Annotated in this window: 19 protein-coding genes and 1 pseudogene; 4 read left to right on the forward strand and 16 right to left on the reverse strand. The window is 59.5% G+C overall.

What is annotated here, in order from left to right; translation table 11 throughout:
* The first annotated feature begins 1 nt into the window (after position 1).
* Positions 2-688, forward strand: a complete 687-nt coding sequence (locus OSJ75_RS21645; protein ID WP_267229490.1) for an aspartate/glutamate racemase family protein — start codon at positions 2-4, stop codon at positions 686-688.
* Positions 689-1,047: 359 nt separating this feature from the next.
* Complete coding sequence (locus OSJ75_RS22885; protein WP_323748406.1) at positions 1,048-2,946, forward strand: calcium-binding protein; 1,899 nt, start codon at positions 1,048-1,050, stop codon at positions 2,944-2,946.
* An 81-nt stretch (positions 2,947-3,027) separates the two neighbouring features.
* Here the strand turns inward: OSJ75_RS22885 and OSJ75_RS21655 are convergent.
* Both OSJ75_RS21655 and OSJ75_RS21660 read right to left on the reverse strand, forming a co-directional pair.
* A pseudogene (locus OSJ75_RS21655) lies at positions 3,028-3,207 on the reverse strand (DUF4172 domain-containing protein); the annotation flags it as partial.
* 75 nt (positions 3,208-3,282) lie between these two features.
* Positions 3,283-4,203 carry a LysR family transcriptional regulator gene (locus OSJ75_RS21660; RefSeq protein ID WP_250020022.1) on the reverse strand — a complete coding sequence of 307 codons (921 nt, stop codon included), beginning with the start codon at positions 4,201-4,203 and terminating at the stop codon, positions 3,283-3,285.
* 96 nt (positions 4,204-4,299) lie between these two features.
* Between OSJ75_RS21660 and OSJ75_RS21665 the strand changes: the two genes are divergently transcribed.
* A complete protein-coding gene (locus tag OSJ75_RS21665) occupies positions 4,300-5,088 on the forward strand; it encodes an NAD(P)H-dependent oxidoreductase (RefSeq protein ID WP_267229491.1) in 789 nt (262 codons plus the stop codon).
* 24 nt (positions 5,089-5,112) lie between these two features.
* Here OSJ75_RS21665 and OSJ75_RS21670 read toward each other — a convergent pair whose 3' ends face one another.
* From OSJ75_RS21670 to OSJ75_RS21725, 12 genes are all read right to left on the reverse strand, one after another.
* Positions 5,113-5,877, reverse strand: coding sequence for an ABC transporter ATP-binding protein (locus OSJ75_RS21670; protein WP_267229493.1), 765 nt, complete (start codon positions 5,875-5,877; stop codon positions 5,113-5,115).
* Positions 5,850-6,740 (reverse strand): ABC transporter permease, encoded by an 891-nt coding sequence (locus tag OSJ75_RS21675; protein ID WP_267229494.1) that lies wholly within the window; start codon positions 6,738-6,740, stop codon positions 5,850-5,852. The genes OSJ75_RS21670 and OSJ75_RS21675 overlap by 28 nt, the downstream gene beginning before the upstream one ends.
* Before the next feature lie 17 nt (positions 6,741-6,757).
* Positions 6,758-7,732 carry an ABC transporter substrate-binding protein gene (locus OSJ75_RS21680; protein ID WP_267229495.1) on the reverse strand — a complete coding sequence of 325 codons (975 nt, stop codon included), beginning with the start codon at positions 7,730-7,732 and terminating at the stop codon, positions 6,758-6,760.
* 34 nt (positions 7,733-7,766) lie between these two features.
* The gene (locus OSJ75_RS21685) at positions 7,767-9,104 is read right to left on the reverse strand and encodes an LLM class flavin-dependent oxidoreductase (RefSeq protein WP_267229496.1); all 1,338 of its coding nucleotides are present in this window, start codon (positions 9,102-9,104) and stop codon (positions 7,767-7,769) included.
* 429 nt (positions 9,105-9,533) lie between these two features.
* Positions 9,534-10,991, reverse strand: coding sequence for an amidohydrolase family protein (locus OSJ75_RS21690; protein ID WP_267229498.1), 1,458 nt, complete (start codon positions 10,989-10,991; stop codon positions 9,534-9,536).
* Positions 10,992-11,003: 12 nt separating this feature from the next.
* Entirely contained in the window at positions 11,004-11,789 is a 786-nt protein-coding gene (locus OSJ75_RS21695; RefSeq protein WP_250020015.1) for an aspartate/glutamate racemase family protein, read from the reverse strand.
* A 16-nt stretch (positions 11,790-11,805) separates the two neighbouring features.
* Positions 11,806-13,221: an amidase gene (locus tag OSJ75_RS21700; protein ID WP_250020014.1), complete on the reverse strand. Its 1,416-nt coding sequence runs from the start codon at positions 13,219-13,221 to the stop codon at positions 11,806-11,808.
* The gene (locus tag OSJ75_RS21705) at positions 13,148-14,080 is read right to left on the reverse strand and encodes a polysaccharide deacetylase family protein (protein ID WP_267229499.1); all 933 of its coding nucleotides are present in this window, start codon (positions 14,078-14,080) and stop codon (positions 13,148-13,150) included. The genes OSJ75_RS21700 and OSJ75_RS21705 overlap by 74 nt, the downstream gene beginning before the upstream one ends.
* Entirely contained in the window at positions 14,080-14,877 is a 798-nt protein-coding gene (locus OSJ75_RS21710; RefSeq protein WP_267229500.1) for an ABC transporter permease, read from the reverse strand. Before OSJ75_RS21710 ends, OSJ75_RS21705 begins: the two co-directional genes overlap by 1 nt.
* Complete coding sequence (locus tag OSJ75_RS21715) at positions 14,874-15,638, reverse strand: ABC transporter permease (protein WP_267229501.1); 765 nt, start codon at positions 15,636-15,638, stop codon at positions 14,874-14,876. The genes OSJ75_RS21710 and OSJ75_RS21715 overlap by 4 nt, the downstream gene beginning before the upstream one ends.
* A 98-nt stretch (positions 15,639-15,736) precedes the next feature.
* Positions 15,737-16,807 carry an ABC transporter ATP-binding protein gene (locus OSJ75_RS21720; protein ID WP_250020010.1) on the reverse strand — a complete coding sequence of 357 codons (1,071 nt, stop codon included), beginning with the start codon at positions 16,805-16,807 and terminating at the stop codon, positions 15,737-15,739.
* A gap of 58 nt (positions 16,808-16,865) precedes the next feature.
* Positions 16,866-17,912, reverse strand: coding sequence for an extracellular solute-binding protein (locus tag OSJ75_RS21725; protein ID WP_267229502.1), 1,047 nt, complete (start codon positions 17,910-17,912; stop codon positions 16,866-16,868).
* 183 nt (positions 17,913-18,095) lie between these two features.
* On the opposite strand from OSJ75_RS21725, the gene OSJ75_RS21730 reads away from it, so the two are divergent.
* The gene (locus tag OSJ75_RS21730; RefSeq protein ID WP_267229503.1) at positions 18,096-19,448 is read left to right on the forward strand and encodes an amidohydrolase family protein; all 1,353 of its coding nucleotides are present in this window, start codon (positions 18,096-18,098) and stop codon (positions 19,446-19,448) included.
* On the opposite strand, the gene OSJ75_RS21735 is transcribed toward OSJ75_RS21730, so the two are convergent.
* Both OSJ75_RS21735 and OSJ75_RS21740 read right to left on the reverse strand, forming a co-directional pair.
* On the reverse strand, positions 19,449-20,183 hold the full coding sequence (locus OSJ75_RS21735) for a GntR family transcriptional regulator (RefSeq protein ID WP_267229504.1): 735 nt from the start codon (positions 20,181-20,183) through the stop codon (positions 19,449-19,451). It lies immediately after the preceding gene.
* Positions 20,184-20,254: 71 nt separating this feature from the next.
* Entirely contained in the window at positions 20,255-21,331 is a 1,077-nt protein-coding gene (locus OSJ75_RS21740) for a LacI family DNA-binding transcriptional regulator (RefSeq protein ID WP_250020006.1), read from the reverse strand.
* Positions 21,332-21,450: the final 119 nt, after the last annotated feature.

The raw sequence follows: 21,450 nt of genomic DNA on the forward strand, positions 1-21,450 counted from the left end.
AATGACTGTGCCATCTCCTTATGTCTTGCTGATCAATCCCAACAGTTCGCAAGCAACGACGGAGATGATGCTCGATATTGCACGGCGTACGGCCAGCGGGCGGCTTCGACTTGTAGCCGCCACGGCGAACCGTAGCCCTTCGATGATCGTCAATGATCTGCAATTGGCTGAATCTGCGGCGCAGGTCATAGAGATCGGCCTTGCCCATAAGGCCGACTGCGCCGGCGTCATCGTCAGCGCTTATGGAGACCCAGGCGTTCTGGAGCTGCAGGAAATCCTGGCGGTGCCAGTCATCGGCATTTGTGAGGCATCCATGATCGCTGCCTCCCAAGGCGGCCGCAAATTCGGCGTCGCAACGGTGACGCCGAATTTGGCTGACGCGATTGCTGCGCGGGCGGCAAGCATCGGACTTTCGCATCTTTATACCGGAATTCGCTGCACGGCTGGCGATCCGGAAAAACTTGCCGGTGAAAGGGATCGGCTGCGTATCGAACTCGAAGCGGCCATCAAGCTCTGCGTCATCGATGGTGCGGATGCCGTCATCATCGGAGGCGGGCCACTGGGTGAGGCTGCCGAACATCTGCGGACGCTGTTCGATATCCCGATCATCGCGCCGATCTCGTCGGCGGTTGAACAGATGGTCGTAGCGTTGGGAAAAGACGCTCCTGGCGAAAAAGAACGAGCTTGACGGCCTGCCCTGCTCAAGAGCAGCGCCTGCATCGCTGCCAAGCGAGCCGTCAATGACGGCTAGAAGAGCGCGCCGATAGAGCAGTCAACGACAGTACAGAATTTCAAAGTATATTCGGGATACTTTGCAGACAATATATGTATAAAAATATTGATTGGCTGATGCTGATTTTTGTAGTTCACTACGGCTGGATAACCGCATTTATTTAAGAGCGCTGCCTAACTCTGCTGGATATGACGGCGGTGATGGCCTTGCTGTTCAGCAAGCATACTGGCCGCGCTGTCGCCGCGGATGATTTGATCTGGCGGCATGCGGCGGAGGTATGATTTTGACTTGATCAGATCCGGGAGGAGGATTTCATGGCCAGGATAGAACTCAACCTGTCGTCAACGTCCGAGAGGCCGGGGTGGATACCCGACGAGACTTCACATAGTGCCTATTGGAGGGATTTCGCCACAAGCTATACCTATACGACGGCGGTCAATCCGAACCCGGTTCGATCGGCCGAAGGCAGTTTCGATTCCGACGCGAGCGACACCGAGATCGGCCTCGTCGAGTTTCCTGAAACCCAGGTCGGCGAAGATCCCGACACGGGCGCTTCGGCGATCAGCCTCGACTGGCAGGACGACGACAGCGTCGATATCGCGCTGAACCGGGCCTGGAATACCATCAAGAACATCGAGATTTCGGAGTTCACGGGCTCGGCGCTCAGGGTCTCCAACTTCGTCGATGCGTGGGTGCACCTGACTGGCGATGCCGACCGCGACATCGATATCGACGGGGTAAAGCGGGCCGAGGTGACGACCGGCGGCGGCGATGACCATATCAGGCTCGGCATCGACAGCAATACGGGTGATTGGAGCAACGAGATACGCATCGACACCGGGGCGGGCGACGACCACGTCGATATAGCGAGGGCCAGCCGGGACTATACCGGCGACGGCGAAGCCACTCCCGGATGGGCAAACGGCCAAATTTCGCTTGGCGCGGGTGATGATTCCGTCGGCGTCAATAACGGCGGCAGCTATGGCGACTACACGATCGATGGCGGCGACGGCTCTGACAGCCTCTACGGCGGGTACGGAGATGACGTTCTCCTGGGCGGCAACGACACGCTGAAGGGCAATGATGGCGAGCCTTACGAAAATTATTTGGGCGGCAATGGCGGCGACGACACGTTGATCGGCGGCCAATGGGCCACCAATCACTTCAGCTTGAGTGACTACAACGTTGGCGATCACGTCATTGGCGGCTATCTGACCGATTCATTATTCGAAACCTATCAAAGCGCGGAATATGCGATTGCCGCGGACGCTAGCAGGATCAACATCAACGGCGCCACCGTGGAGGGGGTTGAACGTGTCGGCTTCGACTTCCTCGAAATGGCCCGGGTGACGATCGGTGGTGACTTCTCGTCCGGCGAACTGGAGACTATCTCTGTCACCACCTATGGCGGCAACGCTCCCCATCACACCATTTTCGACGTGGATGCCAGCAACGCCGTCGGCGTCAATATCGAACTCGGAATTTGGGATGGTCACGGCACCTTCCTCGGCGGCGGTGGAGACGACCAGATCGATGTGACCCCGATCGACAGCAGGGATGTGTTCGACGGCGGCGGCGGCACCGATAAATTACACTTTCGAGGTCTGGAAAATGCCTTCGACATGACCATCGCGGGAAACGGTTCCTCGATCGATATCGACGGCGCCCGCGTCAGCAATATCGAGAACATCAGCATCAGAGGTACAGGTGAGGGCGACCACGTCACCGTCTCCGGCGACCTGGCGGAATCCGGCCTTCGCAGTATTGAATACTCCTCCGGGGGCAGCACCACATTCGATGCCGGCGCCTCGACCAATGCCGGCATCGGCTTCAATCTCACCGGCTCGTTCGAGGCCGATACTCTTGTTGGGGGAGCCGGCGACGATACCCTCGTCGGTTTGAACGGCGCCGACATTCTGACAGGCGGAGCCGGCGATGACAGGATTACCGGCAATGGCGGCGATGACCTCACGGGCGGCATCGACCATTTCGTCTTCGCCTCCGGCAGCGGCAATGACAGCATCGTCGGCTTCCAGGCGGGAAGCGGCGACGTCCTCGACATTGCCGGTTACGGATTCTCGGGCTTCGCGCAGCTCGAGGCGGAAGGCAGGATCACCGTTACCGATGACTACACCCAGATTGCCTTGAGCGACGACGACTCGATCCAGGTCCACGAGACCGGGTTGACGGCCGAAGATTTCCTCTTCGCCTGAGGCGGGTTGACTGGAGTCATCTGCCAGTTTGAGAATTGTTGTGCACGGTCCGCCTCTCCGGAGGCGGTCCGGCCGCTTCCCTCAAGCGGCGGTTGCGAGGTTCAGCTGGTAGCGCGTCGTCTTGCGCTCGCCGGTGCGCAGCAATGCGCCCTTTTCCACCAGGTCGGAAAGGTCGCGGGTCACCGTCGAAGGCGGAGCGCCGGTAATCGTGGCATAGTTGCCGGCGCTCAAGCCGCCGGTGAAGCCTTCAGGCCCCTCGGCGCCATGGGTTATAAACTCCGCATTTATCGCTCACAATGCCCCGAAAATGTGGGCGATAAAAGCGATTTGTTTCGCTCACCGCCTGCTGATACCCGGTATGTGGCCTATCTGTTCGGCCAGATAGTCGATCAGAAGGCGGACGCGCGCCACATTGGCACGTTCCGGCACGATGAGCATGCTGAGCGGCGTGGTCGTCAGCGAATAGTCGGGCAACAGCACTTCGAGTTGATTGTCCGCAAGCAAATCGTCGACCAGCCAGCGATGCGCCGGACCGATACCACGACCGGCCCTGAAGGCTTCCCTCGCCGCAAGGCCATGATCGACGCGCAAGTCGCCTGCCACGGCCACGGCATGCCTGCTGCCATCCGGTCCGGTGATCGCGAGCGTCTCGCTGCCCATGACATTCGACATGCGGATGATATTGTGCGTCGCAAGGTCGGCCGGCCTCGTCGGTCTTCCATGCGCAGCAAGGTAGCCCGGCGCGCCGACCAGAAACCGTGTGCTTTCGCCGAGACGGTAGAGCTTCATCGAACTGTCGGTGAGGGGCCCTAGGCGCAAGGCGATGTCGACACCTTCCTTGACCAGGTTGATCTGTTCATCGTTGAGACTGAGATCAACATGAATATCCGGATATTGCGTCTGAAACCCGAAGACGAGGCGAAGCATGTGCTGGATGCCGAGCGCCGCCGTACAGGACACGCGAACGGTGCCCGAGGGCGCTTGACGGGTGTCCCTGATTTCCGTGGTCGCCTGTTCGACCAACCGGAGAATCTGGAGGCACTGGGCGTGATAGCGGCTGCCTTCCTCGGTCAATTCGACGCGGCGTGTCGTCCGGCTCAACAATGCGGCGCCGAGGGCCTTCTCCAGCTCGTTCAGGTGCCGGGTGACGGTGGACTGGCCAGTGCCAAGCTCGCGTGCCACCGCTGACAGATTGCCGCGCTCCGCCACGCGGACGAAGGTGCGCATTCGCTCGAGAGTGACATCCGATCTATCCATAATCCGGCACTATCATATCCATTCTCGATATATAGCGGAATAGTTCGGGCAAGGCTATCCTGCCGGTCTATGTCGAACTCCATCCGGACGGTTTCCATGAAGATCCTTCTCGTATTTGCTCACCCCGAACCGAAATCCCTTGCAGCATCGCTGCGCGATACCGCGATTGCCGAACTCGAGGCATCAGGCCACGAGGTGCGGGTGTCGGATCTCTACGCCATGGGTTGGAAGTCCGAAGTCGATCGCCTGGACTTCCCCGCGCTCGCCCCCGAAGAGCGATTGACGGTTGCTGCCGCGTCCGGCCAGGGATTTGCAGCCCGGGCGCTCACCGACGATGTGAAGGCCGAGCAGGACAAGCTCCTATGGGCCGACATGCTGATCCTCCAGTTTCCCTTGTGGTGGTATTCGATGCCCGCGATCCTCAAGGGTTGGGTCGATCGCGTCTATGCCTTTGGCTTCGCCTATGGAGTCGGCGAGCACAGCGACCGGCACTGGGGAGATCGTTTCGGGGAGGGGACGCTCGCCGGCAAGCGCGCGATGCTCATCGTCACGACAGGCGGCTGGGAAGAGCATTATTCGGCCAGAGGGATCAACGGACCGATCGATGACCTCCTGTTTCCGATCAACCACGGGATTCTCTACTATCCCGGTTATGATGTTCTGCCGCCCTTCGTCGCCTATCGGGTCGACCGGCTCGATGCGGAAGGGTTTGAGGCCGTCGCTTCAGCGTTGCGAGACAGGATGCGGTCGCTGGAAACGACCGAGCCGATCCCGTTCCGGCGGCAGAACGGCGGTGATTACCTCATTCCCAGTCTAGAGCTCTCTCCTGACCTCGCTGCGCCGGGAGCAGCGGGCTTCGCACTCCATCAGCGCTCGTCCGGGTGACCGGCGCTGCGACATGGCTCTTCGTCACGCCGCCTCTTCGTGCCGGCCATGCCGCACACCGAGCCAGCTCAGGAGCCGGCCGCGGAGAGCCGCAAATTCCGGATCGGCGACATCGCGTGGCCGATCCAGCGCAATCCGCTCTTCATGCGCAATGATGCCATCCTTCATGACCAGCACACGGTCGGAAAGCAGCAGCGCCTCCTCCACGTCGTGAGTGACGAGCAGCACCGCGCAGCCATGGCGCTGCCAGAGCTCGCCCACCAGTTCCTGTGCCTTGATCCGCGTCAGCGCATCAAGCGCGGCAAAGGGTTCGTCGAGCAGCAGAAGGTCGGGCTGGCGCACCAGCGCACGGGCCAGCGACACCCGCTGCGCCTCGCCGCCGGACAGCACCTTCGGCCATTGGTCGGCGCGGTGGCTGATGCCGACTTCATCGAGCGCCGCAATCGCCCGTCTCCTGTCCGGCGCGTCCGGAAGGCCGAGAACCACATTGCGCCAGACCCGCTTCCACGGCATCAGCCGCGGCGCCTGGAAGGCGACGGAGCGGCGCAGCGGCACCGAGACCTCGCCGCAAATGTCCCGGTCGAGATCGGCGAGGATGCGCAACAGGGTGCTCTTGCCGCAGCCGCTGGCGCCGAGCAGGGCCACGAATTCGCCCGCCGCGATTTCGAGATCGAGGTTCTTGAGAACCTCACGCTCTCCGAAGCGCCGGGTCAGCCCGCATACGTTCACCACGGAAGGCGTCGGGGATGGTCTTTCGGTCGTCACGTTCCGCTGAATGCCGGCCGCCATGACAGGAATATCCTTTCGAGCGTTCTGACGATGAAGTCGACCGCGAGGCCGAGGAAGGCATAGACCGCGAGGCAGACTACGATGACGTCGGTCTGGAAGAATTCGCGGGCATTGGCCATGAGATAGCCGATACCAGCGGTCGCATTGATCTGCTCGCCGAAGACGAGAGCCAACCATGCAATGCCGAGCGAGTAGCGCAGCCCGACCAGCGCCGAGGGCAGGGCTCCCGGCAGGATGATGTGACGGATCATCGCCAGGCGGGAAAGGTCGAGCGTCCTGCCCGCTTCGATCAGCGTGGAATCCACGTTGCGGATGCCCGCATAGACGTTGAGATAAAGCGGGAAGGCGGTGCCGAGCGCGATCAGCGCCACCTTCGGCGCCTCGCCAATGCCGAACCAGATGATCAGCAACGGGATCAGCGCCACATTGGGGACGGTGCGCAACATTTGCACGGTGGAGTCGATCAGGTCCTCGCCGAGCCGGAAAAGACCGGAAAGCACGGCAAGCAGGATGCCGACAGTGCCGCCGATCGCAAGCCCCGTCAGCGCACGACCGAGCGAGACCCAGATCGCCTGTTGCAATTCACCGGTCTCGATCAGCTTCGCCGCACTGCCGATTACCACGGAAGGTCCTGCCAGCACCTCCTCCGGCAACAGGCCGGTGATGGAGGCGAGGTGCCAGAGAAGAACAAGAAGCACCGGGCCCGCCCCGCGCCTGAGCCAGCGCGGCACGCCGCGGCGGGACGCCGACAACGGCTCGATGCGCTTCAGGTCGACAGCTGGCAATGGCGCCCGGCGGTTGCCAGGCCCTGCATCATGCAGTTTCTCGGCTGTTTCCAGTCTTATGGTGGCAATGCTGTTCATCGGCCGGTTCCCATGGATCAGTTGGTCGGCAGGTCGCGATAGACATATTTCGACAGGTCGAGGTTGCCGGAGAGCACGCCCGCTTCCTTCCAGGTCGCGAAAACGTTCTGCAGCGAAGCGGTGAAGGCATCGTCCAGCGGCACACGTTTGAACGCCGCCTCGTCGTCATAGGTTTCGGCGATGATCGACTTGTCCTGCTTCGAGAAGGCGGCATAGAAATCGATATAGGCATCCTTGTTTTCGGCCGACCATTTGTAACCCTGTTCGATCCGGGCGGCGAAGTCGGCGATCGCCGCTACCTTGCCCGGATCGGCAAGCGCGCTGTGGGTGGCGCTGAGCACGCCATGGCCGGTATTGATGCCTTCGCCGTCGATCAGCACGCGGGCCTTCTGTATCCCGACCGTGCGGGCGAGATAGACGCCCCATATGCCCCAGGCATCGATGCTGCCTGTCTGAAACGCTGCACTGGCGTCGGCCGGCGTCAGAAAGGCCAGTTTCGCTTCACCTTCCTTGATGCCCGCTTTCTTCAACACGCCAACCGTCAGGTAATGAGCGACACTGCCTCGCGTCGTTGGCGATATCGTCTTGCCCTTCAGGTCCTCGATGGTCTTGATCGGACTGTTTTCCGGGACGAGCAGCGCCGTGCCGCGCCCGCCATTGGAAAAGGCGGCGACAACCTTGATCCTGGAACCGCCGGCGATGGCGCTGACAGTCGGGCTGTCGGCGGCCGAGCCGATATCGACGGCATCGGCTTTCAACGCCTCATGCAGGTTGACGGCTGCCGCATAGACGGACCATTCGATCGTGTAGGGCACGTTCTCGAGCAGGCCCGCCGCCTCCAGCTTGGCGCGCACCACGCCGGTCTGATCGCCGATGCGGAGCGTGACGTCCGACGGGTCCTCGGCGAAACTAGCCGAAAGCGGTGTTGCGAGGCAGAGCGCGGCCAACCCGCCGGCGAGGACATTGAATAAGCGTCTGGAAAGAATGGTCATGAATCACCTTGCTCCGGTCGGGCTTCTTGGGGGATCATTCGGCGGCGACAGGAACCTCGCTTGCCGCATGGCGGTTGCGCGGCACGTCTAGGCCGAGATTGCCGCGGAAGGTTTCCGATTCGTATTCCTCGCGGAAAATGCCGCGCTTCTGCAGGATCGGGATCACGGTTTCGACCAGCACTTCAAGCTCCTTCGGCAATGAGACGTTGATGACGAAGCCGTCCGAACCGCGCTCGACCAGCCAGCGCTCGAAAGCATCGGCGACCTGCTCCGGCGTGCCGACGAAATCGCTACGCGGCGTGGCGAAGCGCAACGCCACCTCGCGCAGCGTCAGATTGCCGGCGCGGGCGACTTCGATGATCCGGCTTGACTGGCTCTGGTTGGAATTGACGCCATGGGCGGCAATGTCGGGGAAGGGCGCATCGAGATCGTGCTGCAGGAAATCATAATCGTTGAACGGCCGGCCGAGCATGGAGAGCGCGTTCTCTATCGATGTGAGACTTGCAAATTCCTGGTACTTCCGCTCGACCTCCGCTTCAGTGGAACCGACGACCGGGCGGATGCCGGGCAGGATGAAGAGCTTGTCCGGGTCGCGGCCGAAGCCCGCGGCACGCTGCTTCAGGTCGTGATAATAGTTCCGGCCCTCTTCGAGGCTGTCATGATGGACGAAGATCGCGTCGGCGCGCCTCGCCGCGTAGTTCCGGCCATCTTCCGAAGCGCCCGCCTGGAAGATCACCGGCTGGCCCTGCGGCGAGCGAGCGATGTTGAGCGGTCCCCTGACCTCGAAGAACTCGCCCTTGTGGTTCAGCGTATGCAGCTTCTGCGGGTCGAAGAAGACGCCGCGCGCCTTGTCGTGAACCAGCGCATCGTCTTCCCACGAGTCCCACAGGCCTTGCACGACATCGAGATATTCGTCGGCGAGCCGGTATCGCACGTCATGGGCGAGATGCGCCTGCCTGCTGAAATTGGAAGCGCTGCCCTCCAGCCAGGAGGTGACGACGTTCCACCCGGCACGGCCGCCGCTGATATGATCGAGCGAGGCGAACTGGCGGGCGACGTTGAAAGGCTCGCTGTAGCTTACCGTCAGCGTGCCGACGAGGCCGATATGCGACGTGGCACCGGCGAGGGCGGACAGTATGGTCAGCGGCTCGAAGCGGTTGAGATAATGCGGGCTCGACTTCTCGGTGATGAAGACGCTGTCGGCGACGAAGAGAAAGTCGAACTTTGCCGCCTCGGCAAGCTGGGCCTGACGCTTGTAATAGGCAAGATTGGTGCTGGCCGTCGGATCCGCATCCGGATGGCGCCAATCGCCCCATCCCATGCCGACGCCGTGAAGCATGAAACCAAGTTTCAACTGCCGTTTTCCGGTCATCCGATCCTCCGACGAAGCGCTGCCGCGACAATTGCGGCATGGTTTGCAGTTTCGTCAGATTATGAGCCATGCGACCCGTGCAATAGATAATTTATTGCGAATTGCCGCCCGCAGGTGAGAAAGAATTTCCGTTCATTGCCGGTTTGGCCGCATCGAAAAGAGCGGCGCCACGATCGATTGTGCTCCGGTGAAAGCGACGATTTTTGTACGTCGGGACCTGCCTATTCATGAAACCCAGATACCGCAGGCACGTTGACGATTAATCAATGTGACAGCTGCCATGAATAACTTGAAGGATGTCTGGCCGTCGCCCACCAGTGCGGGCAGTTCCTTCCCCGGGCAGAAGGGAAGAACGGTCGTGTTGCCGCTGAGACGCGTCCACCTTGGATAATAATGTCGAACATATCGCGGTCGTGCCCCTAATATCACTCATCTGTCGTGATGGTTTAAACCATCACGAACAGGGCGGTCGTAACTGTCGGACCAGAAGCTTTTCGGCAGGTCGAGCGATGTTCGCAGGCCGGAGCGGTCCAGCATGATCTGGCATTCTACCTGGCTGGCCGAGAGTATTTCAGCCTGCTGGGCAACCTGCCGGTTCTCCATCATTACCTGCCCGTCCACTATAACCGTGTCGATGTCGCTGGCATTGGCGTACATGAGAAGCTGATGAAGCGGCATGACCGAGGGTTGCAGATGTGGTTTTTGCGTATCGACCAGAATGATATCGGCCCGCTTCCCCGGCTCAATCGACCCGACCTCATGATCTATCCCGAGCGCTCTGGCGGTTTCGATCGTGGTCAGGGAAAGCGCACGGCCCGGCGGAAGAATATTGGGATTGCGGCACATGGAACGATGGTAGCGCATTGCGCCGCGCATCACGTCGAACATGTCTGTTCCACCATCGGGTGCCAGCCCGTCACTCGATAAAAATACCCGGGCCCCAGCAGCAAGCAGCTCTACCAAAGGGCAGCGATCCCATGTGCCGCTTGCCGAAACAGCGTTATTGGATACGACCGCACCAAGCTCCGCGATCAGCGCCACTTCGTCTTCTTTCAGTCCAATCGCATGCGAGAGCAGAGTTCGATGATCGAGAATGTCCAGCCCGTTGGCAAAGGCGACAGTTCCCTCGCGGTGGCCGTCGATCATGAGCAGGGTATCGTATTTCCGTGCAAGGTCTTTCATGGTCTGCGCAATCTCGCAGAGCGTGCGAAAATGCCTGTCCCGATGAATGGCGGGATTTATGACCGGCGCAGTAAAGGCTACCCGAGTTCGCGCCCCCGGCAGAATCCGCGCAACCTCCTCACAGACGGAGAGCTGTCGATCGAAATTCACTTCTACCGTTTGCGCCCGATCACCCCGAAAATGGGTGTAATGCCGTGGAAACGGTGGCCTCGTCGGGCCAATGCCCAGGACCAGCTTCATTCCAACACCGCAGAACGCGGCTGCGTAAGTGGTCGCAACTTCTGGTGTGTCGGAGCGGTTGTTCTCGTCCCCACCTCCAAGATAGAGCGTTGCCGTGGTAACGCCTGCCTTGAGTCGTTCGAGAGCCGACAGGCGAGCCTCCGCGGCCCAGAAATCAAGCGACGCTGACTCCATGTAGACCTTCCGGCATGCCTCGCGAAACGCTGGGAAGTCATCGCTGCCCATTGTTCTTATCAATCCGTGGCCAGCGTGAGAGTGCCCGTCGATAAAGCCGGGCATGACAATCGCGTGATTGCCGCCCACTGTCTTCAAAGCAGCATACCGTTGAGAAATCGCATCTCTCGGTCCCACCGCGAGAATTTTCCCGTCATTGACCGCCACTGCACCATCCGTGATTAGGCTGCGACCCTGATCCATCGTGACGATCAGGCCGGCCATGACGATGAGATCGATCGTGCTATCCATCGTGGATACCTCTCACATGCTCGCATTGAGGGTTAGATCCGACTGCCGATCCGGCCCGCGATGCTCGATCCAGTCGGCAAGCGATTGCGGCAGACCAACCGTAACCTTGGGGCCCGGCCGCGCAAACCGTCCGGCACTGGCCGCCTTTGGTTTCATCCTTGCAAGCGTTTGGGCCTGACTGACTGCAGCGACCAGAGGATCGACCAGCGGCACCGGTGAACGATGGGCTATGCGTTGCGCGAGACCTGCCAGCGGCGCACCGGCGAGTATCAGTACGTCGGCGCCATCTTCCTTCACCGTCCTTTCAGCCAGTGCGACGATTTCGTTTTCCAATTCGTATTGAACTGTCGATACCGACTTGAAGCTAACGTCCGGCACACGGATCGCCGCGCAACGATGGGTCAGTCCGGCCAACGCCACCGCATCCTCGTACCAGGCAACCAGCGTTCGGGAGAATGTCAGCATGGCAAAGCGCTCGCCCAGCATGCAGGAAGTCAGTATGGCGGCCTCGGCCATGGCAGTAATCGGGATTTCGAAGAGTTCGCGTGCTGCAATGAGACTTGGATCGCCAAAGGCTGCGATGACAGCGGCGTCGCAGCCGTGATGATGTTCCGCCAGCATTTCGAGCGTGATATTGCCCGCAATCATCGCTTCAGCTCTGCTTGCAATGTAGGGGAAACCCCGTGTCGCCGTATGAGCAATCAGCTCTGTGTCGGGCGCAAGAACGGACTGCGCGGTTGCAATCATCCGGTCCGTCATCTCGGTCGATGTATTGGGGTTGATCATCAATATCTTCAACACTGTCTCCTTCCGGTTAAGCAACCGGGCCTGCAAGAATCGTTTCAAACTGCGCTGCCGCTGCCAGTACAAATGTGTCCGCGCCGGCGGGTCCAACGATCTGCATGCCAACCGGCAAACCATTGCGGTCAGAGCCGCACGGTAAGGAGAGGGCTGGCAGACCGGCATGATTGAAGCGAGGGGTCAGGGCAGCATGATCGCGGGGTGAGACGGGCTTGCCGCCGATGGTCTCGGGACCAAGGCGGTCATGGGGCCAGGGGCCGCAGGGTGTCGTCAAGCCGATGAGTAGATCGTACTGGGCAAATATATGGTCCAGGCAACCGCGCAGCCTGTGTGACTGATCAAGGGCTCGGGCAACTGCGACGCCCGGGAGCGACAGGCCGCGTTCGATTTGAGATCCGATATCGGGATCAAAGAGGTCTGGTTCGTGCTGCCAGCGCTCCCCATAGAGCATGGCAAGGCCAGCATGCTGAAGCGGCATGAGTACTTCTTCATTGGTTCCCTCGGGCCAGGCCATTGTCACTGCATCCATCTCCACACCCGCCGCCAAAATTCGTCTGCGTGCCGCTTCAAAAGCTGCAGCAACATCAGCGTCGACGGCGGCATCAATACCGAAGGTGGGATGGTAACCGAGACGCAACGGGCGCTGCGGAGCAGGTGTATTGCCGGTCAATGCCTCGAATAGTAGCGCACAGTCATCGACCGTCCGGCCCATTGGCGCGATGACTGAAACGCCCCAGAACGGCTCGGCAAATCCCGGTCCATAGGGGATCGCGTCCTGGCTGGGCTTGAATCCGACGATGCCGCAATGGGCTGGTGGGCGACGGCTCGATCCGCCGGCATCTGTTCCGAGTGCCAACGGTGCCATGCCGGCAGCAAGCGCGGCTGCATTGCCGCCCGACGAGCCGCCGGGCGTCAGGGAGTGAGCCAGCGGGTGTCGGGTCGTGCCATAAAGCGGCGTTGCTGTAACGCCTTTGGCAGCGAATTCGGAGCAAGCGCCGATCCCGACGATGACGGCTCCAGCCTGTCTCGCCAGCCTGACGGCCTCGGCATCGCTGTCAGCGATGAAATTGGCGAAAAGGCGCGAACCCTGAGTTATCGGCCAATCCTCTACCCATATGTTGTCCTTGACGATGATCGGCACGCCGGCAAGCGGAAGACATTCCCCGCCGCCTATGCGCTCATCGACAATACGCGCCTGTTGCAACGATTTCCCGCTATCAATGGCAACAATCGCATTCAGCGAAGGGTTCCGCTCCGATATGATGGCGAGATGGGCGCGAACAGCGTCTATGGCGGACAGCCTTCCGGTGTTTACGGCAGCCGCTATTTCTCGGGCGCTCATGGTTATGACGTCTTCATATAGTTGCATCATTAGCTCCAGCCGGCTGAAAATCAGGCAGGCCCGTAGCTCGCCGCCAATGGGTAGCAATCTGGGCACGTGTGGCGAACCAGATATTGCCGCGTGCTGCAATCGCCTCCAGCAATGCCTCAAGAGCGCCGATGCGAGCCGGGCGGCCGATGATGCGCAGGTGCAACCCAATGCTCAACATGCGCGGCGCACCGGCGCCCTCCTGCCACAGCCGGTCAAAGGCAGCCAGGCAATAGCGGCTGAAATCCTCCGGATGCACGAACCCGCCGCCCGGCTGGAAGCGCATATCATTGGTGTCGAATGCGTAGGGAAGGACTACATGCGGCCCGTTGCCGACGGAGACGACGTAGGGTGCGTCATCATCATAGGCGTCGGAATCGTAAAGGAAGCCGCCGTGTTCAACGAGCAACCGTCTGGTCTCCGGCGTGGAAGCCGAGCGTGTATGCCAGCCGCTTGGTGCCATGCCGGTCACGTTCCGGATCGCTTCGAATGTTCGAGCGATATTTCGCCGCTGCTCGTCCTCTGTCATGCCCGCCAGGCTCTCCCATCGCCAGCCGTGACAACTTACTTCGTGGCCGCGAGCTATCGCGTCTTGAACCAGCCATGGCGACCGCACTGCCGCCCGGCCACAGCAGGAAAAGGTCGCTGGCACGCCATGCTTTGCAAGCACATCGACTATGCGACGATAACCGGCACGCGGACCGTAGCCATAATGGCTCTCCATGCACGGGTCCGGTACGCCTATGACTTCTTCGCGCGCCTCGTAGACGCTTTCATTGCGCTCGTCTCCATCGGCGATCGAGAGTTCCGATCCCTCCTCGACGTTGACGACAAGGGAAACTGCGAGCTGCGCACCTCCCGGCCAGTCGACGGCGGGATATCCATCGCGATAACCAATGAAATCTCGTCTATCGGCCATTATTGGATCATCCGGTTAAGGCCGACAGTTCTGGAGCCTATGACCAATGCCGTCAGGGCGAGCACGATGAGGCCGGATGAAACGGCAGCGATCGTCGGATCCGGCGCTTCCTCGAGATATTGCAGCATCTTGATCGGAAGTGTCTTGTTCCAGGCGTCTGTTAGAAAGATCGAGATCGGATAATTGTCCATCGACGCGAGAAAAGCGAACATGCCAGAGGTTAGAAATGCGGGTGCCAGGCCCGGCACCATGACTTTTATAATCGCCCGGGAATATGGAAGGCCAAGTGTCTGGGCAGCATCGATCAGGGAGAAGTCGAACTTTTCCAGCGCCGCGACGAGCGTGCGCACGATATAGGGTAGGGTGATGACGATATGGGCCAGCAAAAGGCTCCAATAGGCATCGCGCAAGCCGAGATCGCGGAAGAACTGCAGCAATGCGACACCGATAACGAGCCCTGGCATCATCAGTGGCGACACTGTCACCGTGGCCAGTATTTCGCGCCCCGGAAAGCGGCCGCGCACAATGGCAAGCGAGGCAAGTGTGCCGACCACCAGCGCGATTATCGTGGAGATCGACGCAAGATTGACCGAAAGCCACAAGGCATTGATCAAATCATGCTTGCGCGCCATGGTTTCGTACCAACGCAATGACCAGCCTGGTGGCGGTAGCGTATAGACGCTGGAAGACGTGAAGGACACGATCACCGTTATGATGAGTGGTGTCAGTAAATAGATGCAGACCGCAAGCGCGACAATCCAGCTTGCAACGGTTGCAATTCTATCGGTGAGGGTCATGCCTGCCTCCCGGAAAGTCTCTTCAGGATGACGGACGAGACGATGACGATGAATGCCGCAATCGCAAGCAGTATGGTTGATATGGTCGACCCCATTTGTTCGTTCCGAAGATAGAGAAAGGACCTGGCGATCAGCATGGACAGGGTCTGCGTGCGTTCGCCGATGATCAGGTTGGGTATCACATACATCGCCACCGCCATCGAGAAGACAAAGGCGGCGCCCGCGACGATACCAGGAAGCGTCAGTGGCAAGGTTACCCGGAAGAAACAGAACAACGGCCCGGCACCCAGCGTAGCCGCAGCTGAGCGAAGGTTTGGGTCGGTCTGGCGAATGACCGCGTAGATCGGTAACACCATGAACGGCAGGAATATATTTGTCGCACCGATCACCAGGGCTGTTTCGGTGAAAAGCAGCCGCAAGGGTTGGTCGATGATGCCAAGACCGAGCAGTGTTTTGTTGATCACGCCGTCGGTACGGAAAACGATAGACCAGGCAAAGGCCTTGACGATCACGCCGACCGACAGCGGGAGGATCATCGCTATGAGTATGATTGTCTGGGTAAATCCGCGAGCGCGTGCCAGAGCAAAGGCGGTAGGATAGCCAAGAAGGAGTGTCAGGAGTGTGGTTTCTATCGCGACCACGATAGTACGGCGAAGTGCCGTCAGCATGAAGGGATCGGAGAAAAACGCGACATAGGTGGCAATCGATAGATTGCCCGTCGTGTCCCTGAAACTTTTCACGAGCAGGAAGACGATCGGCAATACAAACAGCATGCCAAGCAGACAGAGCGCCGGAACAGCCAGAAGCAGGAATGGATCAGTTCGTCGGCCAGGCGCGGCTGCGGCTCCGTTGAATTGGCTCATTGCACTCCCTCCGCCGGATAGACCAATGTCTGTTCCACGTTCCAGGAGAGCGTTACCGGTTCGCCGGTCGAAGGCAGGCCTTGCTGGGCGGCGCCCGATTGCTCGCAGATGATGCGGTCGGCGCCCGAAGCGGTGGCGTGAACAAGTGTCTTCGCCCCGAGGCACATGACATCGCTGAGTGCCACGGTTATGCTGTTGCTGCCGGCAGCACCCGGCACGGGATCGAGATGTTCCGGCCGAACACCGAGAAGGACCTTCGCGCCCTGGATAAAGTTACCCGGTGCAGTTACCTCCCCATAGGCCGTCGAGATCAGCAGCGAACGACCCTCGACCTTCTTGACCGTTCCAGCGATACGGGTTGACATACCAACAAAATCGAGGACGAAACTCGTTGCCGGGCGGGAATAGAGCTCCATCGGTCCGCCATATTGCTCAATCCGCCCACGGTTCATGACGGCGATCCGATCGGACACGGCGAGCGCCTCTTCCTGATCGTGGGTTACGAAAACAGCCGTAATGCCGCGAGAGCGCAAGAGAGCCTTGAGTTCGACTTGCATGGTTTCTCGCAGCTTGCGGTCGAGCGCCGAAAAAGGCTCATCCAGCAACAGCAAATCAGGGGCCACGACCAGTGCGCGGGCGACGGCTACACGCTGTTGCTGCCCGCCTGAGAGTGCCGAAATAGGTCGGTCGGCGAATTGCTCCATGCGCACCAATGCCAAAGCTTCTTCGACCGGGGTCCTTTGCTCTGCCTTGGAAACTCCGCGTGCCGCCAGGCCGAACCCGACATTTTCAGAAACATTGAGATGCGGGAACAATGCGTAGTTCTGAAAGACCACCGAAACGTTGCGTTTATGGGCCGGCAATCCGGTCACATCGCGTTCAGCCAGCCGTATCGTGCCATGATCCGCTGTGACCAGGCCTGCTATCATGCGCAGCAAGGTGGTTTTTCCGCAGCCGGAGGGGCCGAGCAGGGATACCAGCTCGCCCCTGGCAACCGAGAAATCGAGACCGTCAAGGACGGTGTTGTCCCGATAGCTCTTGATTATACCTTTTACGTCCAGATACATTCCGCTTCCCTTTGTGGAGGACGGGCGTGGACGGCCCGCCGTCATTTTGCCGAGAAAATTAGATCGCCATCATGCGATCGAAACGATCGATCCAATTGGCGCGGTTCTTCGATACGAATGCCCAGTCCGGACCGAAAACCTCGATACCTGCCGGCGCGATATCGACACCCTTCACTTCGGTGTTGGCGGGAAGAGAGTATGTGGATTCCGCCAGGATGCTCTGCAGTTCAGCGCCCAGCATCTCGTTTACATAGGCTGCCGCGAGCTCGGGATTGGGGCCATCCTTGACCAGGCAAATGCCAGACGGCATTGCGAAGATGCCTTCCTTTGGAGCAGCAAGGTCGATAGTCGCCCCCTCCGTCACCCTCGGAATGGTGTAGGAGGAGAACTGTCCGGCCAGCATGGCAATTTCGTTCTGCTCCAGGAGGTTGAAGGATTGCGTCAGGACGGCATAGACGTTGAGAAGGTTCGGCTTCAGTTCCTCAAGCTTTGCGAATGCGGCATCAATCTCATATTGCGCCTCGGCCAGTGGCTTGCCCGTGGCAAGATGGGCTGCCATGAACAATGTCCACATGCCTTCCGTGTTCTGCAGGGATGGAATGACTACCCTGCCTTTGAAGGCCGGGTCCCAGAGCTTGGTCCAGCTGTCCACCCCGCTCACCGACTTGTTGTAAGCGATACCCGCCCAGGGCTGGACGTAATTGGCCCACATGCCGTCCATATGGACCGTACCCTGACGAAGCTTTGCGATATTTGGCGCAAGTGCCGGCGTGATCGGCGTCAGCAGGTTCTCATTGACGGCCATGATCATGACCGGGTCGTCCATCTGCACCACGGACAGATACGGTTTGGCCTTGTTCGATTGCATTTTTTCAAGATTTACGAGTGATTTCGTACCCTCGAAAATGATCCGCGCGCCATATTTTTTTTCGAAGGCCGGGGCGACGATTTCCTCTACCCATTTGGTGTGGCTTGCCGCCCCGCCGACGACCAGCTCCTTGGTCTCGGCACGCAGTATTCCAGGTGCAGCCAGCAGCGTTGCCGTCGCCGTAGCGCTCTTCAGGAAGCTTCGACGGGTAAGGTCTGAAAATCCATTCTTGGTCATGGCGATCTCTCTCGGTTACGTGGAATGACGAATACGCCACTAACCAAGCAAATTGCATGCCATGTCAAAAAATTCTTTATTTACATCATATTATATATGAATAATTATCACACTTGGTGATCCTGCTGCCTATATTGGTGGCTGCTGCACATAATTTCCTCACACTGACTATCGGAGACACTGATGCCGAACACTGCCGCCCAAGGAGCCCGATTTGATTTGCTTGTCGAGAATGTTGCGATCGTAACATTTGGAGAAGCCATCGCACGAGATATGGCCGTAGGGATATGCAATGGCGCGATTGCCGCCATCGGTCCGGCAATAGAGTTGCGAAAGAGTCTCGCAGACAGGCGCATTGACGGACGTGGCGGCATGTTGATGCCGGGCTTCGTCAATACCCATAATCATTCACCGCTGATGATCGTGCGCGGCATGGTGGAGGATATTGGTTTTGCCCCGGCCTATACCAAGGGTGTTCCGCAGGGACACTGGCTCTCCGATGAAGAAACTCTGGCGTTGTCGCGCCTTGGCCTCCTCGAGATGGTTCGCTTCGGGTGTACCTCGATCGTCGACTACTATCGCAAGCCTCTTGCTCTGGCAAAGGCTGCAACCGAGGCGGGCGTTCGTGCCTTTCTCGGAGGGCGTGTGATGGATGTTGATACTGCGGCTCTTGCCGAAGGTCGGTTCCAGCCAGACGTCGCACTGGGAAAGGAAACGCTTGCGGACAACCTGACGCTTATTGACGATTGGGATGGCGCCAACGGAGGACTGATCCGTTGCTTCTACGCACCTCACGCGCCGGATACGGTATCCCGGGATCTTTTCAAGCTCATCGCAACAATGGCGGAACAGGACGGCCGTCAGGTTCACACTCATCTCGCACAGTCGCGTATGGAGATCGCCCACATGAAGGCCCGCGAGGGTATGCGCTCCAGTGACTTTCTGGACGATCTCGGCCTTCTGAACGAGCGGCTTGTTGCTGCCCATTGCATCTTTCTGGAGGAAGACGAGGTAAACAAGCTTGGGAATGCGGGCATTCAGGTCGCTCATGCGCCCATCGGAAACGCTGCTTTTGGAGCGGCGGCACCCATCGCTGCGCTTGCGGCCGCGGGTGCCAACATCACGCTCTGCACCGATACCAAGTCCGGAGATATGTTCGAAGCGATGCGCATGGCGCTCGCTTCGGCGCGACTGCGAGCGAAGGAGACCTTTGTTTTCGACGCACACACGGTATTTGGCTGGGCAACGGTGAGCGGGGCGCAGGCACTAGGCGTGGCCGATCAAGTCGGACGCGTTGCTGTGGGCTACCGGGCGGATATGGTCCTGCTTGATTCCAGCGCACCCAATCTCCATCCGGTTGTGGATGGCTTCGGCGTAGTCGCGCATCTGGGCTCGGGCGCCAATGTCAGGACGGTGATTTGCGACGGCAAGGTACTGATCGATGACGGCCGTGCGACCTGGGCCGACCAGGACGAAATCATCGCCACGGCCCAAACGGTCGCCGATCGTCTCTGGAAACGCGCTCGTGCCGCCTGATCAGCCGCTGGTCTCCGCCAGCTGCTCCAAAAGGACGGAACAGACCGTATCGCCCGTGTGATTGAGGTGCAGCTGCCAAATGCGGCGCGCGGCAGAGGCATCACGGTTGCGGAGTGCTTGCATCAGAGCCTCGTGCTCCGCTACCGACTCGTCCCACCGTGACGGTTTCATGATAGCCATATAGCGACCGCGACGGGCTCTCAGCATGAGCCCCTCATGGGTCGCCCTGAGGATGCTGTTGCCTGAAAATTCGACAATCAGATCATGGATCTGATTGTTGACTGCAAAATAGGGATCCTTGTCATGGTTGCGATGATGGATCAGCATGGCCCCGTGCAACTCTTCCAGTCTTTCCAGTTCTACAGGTGTGATGCGGCGAGCGGCGAGCTGGGCAGCAAGGCTCTCCATGCCTGCGATGACCTCGAAGAGCTCTCGTGCCTCGTTTACAGTAAAGGACATCACGCGGGCGCCCCGGTTCTGCAAGATTTGAACGAGGCCGTCACGCTCGAGAAGCTTCAGAGCTTCTCGCAGCGGTGTTCGCGATATTTTGATCGTCTCGCTAAGCGTTCTCTCCGGGATGCGCGAGCCGGGCGCCATTTCACCTCGAATGATCATCCCACGTATTGTCGATGCCGCCTGTTGGGCAAGAGGTTCTCGCTTCGACAGCAGCACCTTGGGCGGGCGGCCCCGTTTGGCTGGCTTGTCTACGTTGGGCGCCATTTTCAACTCACTCATTTGCTTTCTTCTATGTGTGCGATGATACCTCGCCTAGAATCTGGGCCTGCGCAATAGCCCGTGGCCGGCGTTTACCTTCCAGAGGGTGGTGGTGGCCCTACCGAGCCGCGTTCTATAATCGATGTCTGGAGCACCACCCTTTCCGGCGGCCGTTTTTCCCCTTTCAACCGCCGGATAAGAAGTTCCGCCACCATCTTGCCGAGGGCGTAGACCGGCTGGTCGATGACCGTGATCGGCGGGCTCGTGACGCTCGTCCAGTCAGCATTGTGGAATGTGATGAGTGAAATATCCCTGGGGATGTGTAAGCCCATGTAACGAATGTGCCTGAATATCTCCAGGGCAACGAGACTGTCAGACGCCAGAATCGCGGTCGGCCTGTCAGCTTTTGACAAAAGCGCTTGGATGATCGTACGCGTTTCCTCGGGGCTGGTCGCGCCAAGCCGGACGAGACGTTCGGGCGTCTCGATACCAGCCTCCCGGCACACTGAGAGGAAACCTTCGACGCGTTCTCGCACCGAGGACGTATAGACCTGTTCGAGGTCACGATACTCGTGCCGGTCGGAATCGACCGCTGTCACATAGGCGATGTCGCGGTGGCCCGCGGCCGTCAACATCCGTGTCGCCCGCATCGCTGCTTTCCGGTCATCTACCGTGACGGTATCGACCTGGAGATCGGGCAAGGCGCGGTCGAGCAGGGCCAAGGGCCGACCGGAGCGATGAATATCGCGCAGATGCGCGATGTCACGAGATTCCGCCGGCGTCACGATCAACCCGTCCACGCGCTTTCCCATCAGTACGCGCACGGCGCTCTTCTCCGCCTCGATCTGCTCCCCCGAATTTGCCAGGATGACGTTGAGGCCGGCGGCGCGCGCCGCATCGCTGATGCCGCGCACGGCATAGCTGAAGAACGGGTTTTCGATATCGCCGACGACCACACCAATAATCCCCGACTTGCCGGTCGTCATACTGCGAGCAAGCTCGTTAGGCCGATAGTCCAACGCTTGGGCCGCGGCCATGACTTTTTCATATACTTTTTCGCTGAAAACCCCGTAGCCGCCAAGAACACGTGCGGCCGTCGCCTTCGAGACCTTCGCCTCGCGCGCAACATCGCTGACGGTAACGGAGCGGGCTTTGCCTGAATCTTTCATGTATCGAAGCACTACAGGAGACATTGACGGCAGGTCAATCAAGAACTAATAATTGATAATGAGACCGGTATCAATCGTGATGAGACCGGTCTCATTATATAAAAATAACAGGTTTTCCA

The sequence above is a fragment of the Phyllobacterium sp. 0TCS1.6A genome (genome assembly GCF_026420825.1).
Classification (GTDB): Bacteria; Pseudomonadota; Alphaproteobacteria; order Rhizobiales; family Rhizobiaceae; genus Phyllobacterium.

What these genes read in the sequence shown, in the direction of transcription:
- OSJ75_RS21740 (WP_250020006.1), bottom strand. Translation starts at nt 21,331, where the DNA reads ATGAAAGATTCAGGCAAAGCCCGCTCCGTTACCGTCAGCGATGTTGCG.
- OSJ75_RS21645 (WP_267229490.1), top strand. Translation starts at nt 2, where the DNA reads ATGACTGTGCCATCTCCTTATGTCTTGCTGATCAATCCCAACAGTTCG.
- OSJ75_RS21665 (WP_267229491.1), top strand. Translation starts at nt 4,300, where the DNA reads ATGAAGATCCTTCTCGTATTTGCTCACCCCGAACCGAAATCCCTTGCA.
- OSJ75_RS21720 (WP_250020010.1), bottom strand. Translation starts at nt 16,807, where the DNA reads ATGTATCTGGACGTAAAAGGTATAATCAAGAGCTATCGGGACAACACC.
- OSJ75_RS21730 (WP_267229503.1), top strand. Translation starts at nt 18,096, where the DNA reads ATGCCGAACACTGCCGCCCAAGGAGCCCGATTTGATTTGCTTGTCGAG.
- OSJ75_RS21735 (WP_267229504.1), bottom strand. Translation starts at nt 20,183, where the DNA reads ATGAGTGAGTTGAAAATGGCGCCCAACGTAGACAAGCCAGCCAAACGG.
- OSJ75_RS21685 (WP_267229496.1), bottom strand. Translation starts at nt 9,104, where the DNA reads ATGACCGGAAAACGGCAGTTGAAACTTGGTTTCATGCTTCACGGCGTC.
- OSJ75_RS21725 (WP_267229502.1), bottom strand. Translation starts at nt 17,912, where the DNA reads ATGACCAAGAATGGATTTTCAGACCTTACCCGTCGAAGCTTCCTGAAG.
- OSJ75_RS22885 (WP_323748406.1), top strand. Translation starts at nt 1,048, where the DNA reads ATGGCCAGGATAGAACTCAACCTGTCGTCAACGTCCGAGAGGCCGGGG.
- OSJ75_RS21660 (WP_250020022.1), bottom strand. Translation starts at nt 4,203, where the DNA reads ATGGATAGATCGGATGTCACTCTCGAGCGAATGCGCACCTTCGTCCGC.
- OSJ75_RS21675 (WP_267229494.1), bottom strand. Translation starts at nt 6,740, where the DNA reads ATGAACAGCATTGCCACCATAAGACTGGAAACAGCCGAGAAACTGCAT.
- OSJ75_RS21690 (WP_267229498.1), bottom strand. Translation starts at nt 10,991, where the DNA reads ATGGATAGCACGATCGATCTCATCGTCATGGCCGGCCTGATCGTCACG.
- OSJ75_RS21705 (WP_267229499.1), bottom strand. Translation starts at nt 14,080, where the DNA reads ATGGCCGATAGACGAGATTTCATTGGTTATCGCGATGGATATCCCGCC.
- OSJ75_RS21670 (WP_267229493.1), bottom strand. Translation starts at nt 5,877, where the DNA reads ATGGCGGCCGGCATTCAGCGGAACGTGACGACCGAAAGACCATCCCCG.
- OSJ75_RS21680 (WP_267229495.1), bottom strand. Translation starts at nt 7,732, where the DNA reads ATGACCATTCTTTCCAGACGCTTATTCAATGTCCTCGCCGGCGGGTTG.
- OSJ75_RS21710 (WP_267229500.1), bottom strand. Translation starts at nt 14,877, where the DNA reads ATGACCCTCACCGATAGAATTGCAACCGTTGCAAGCTGGATTGTCGCG.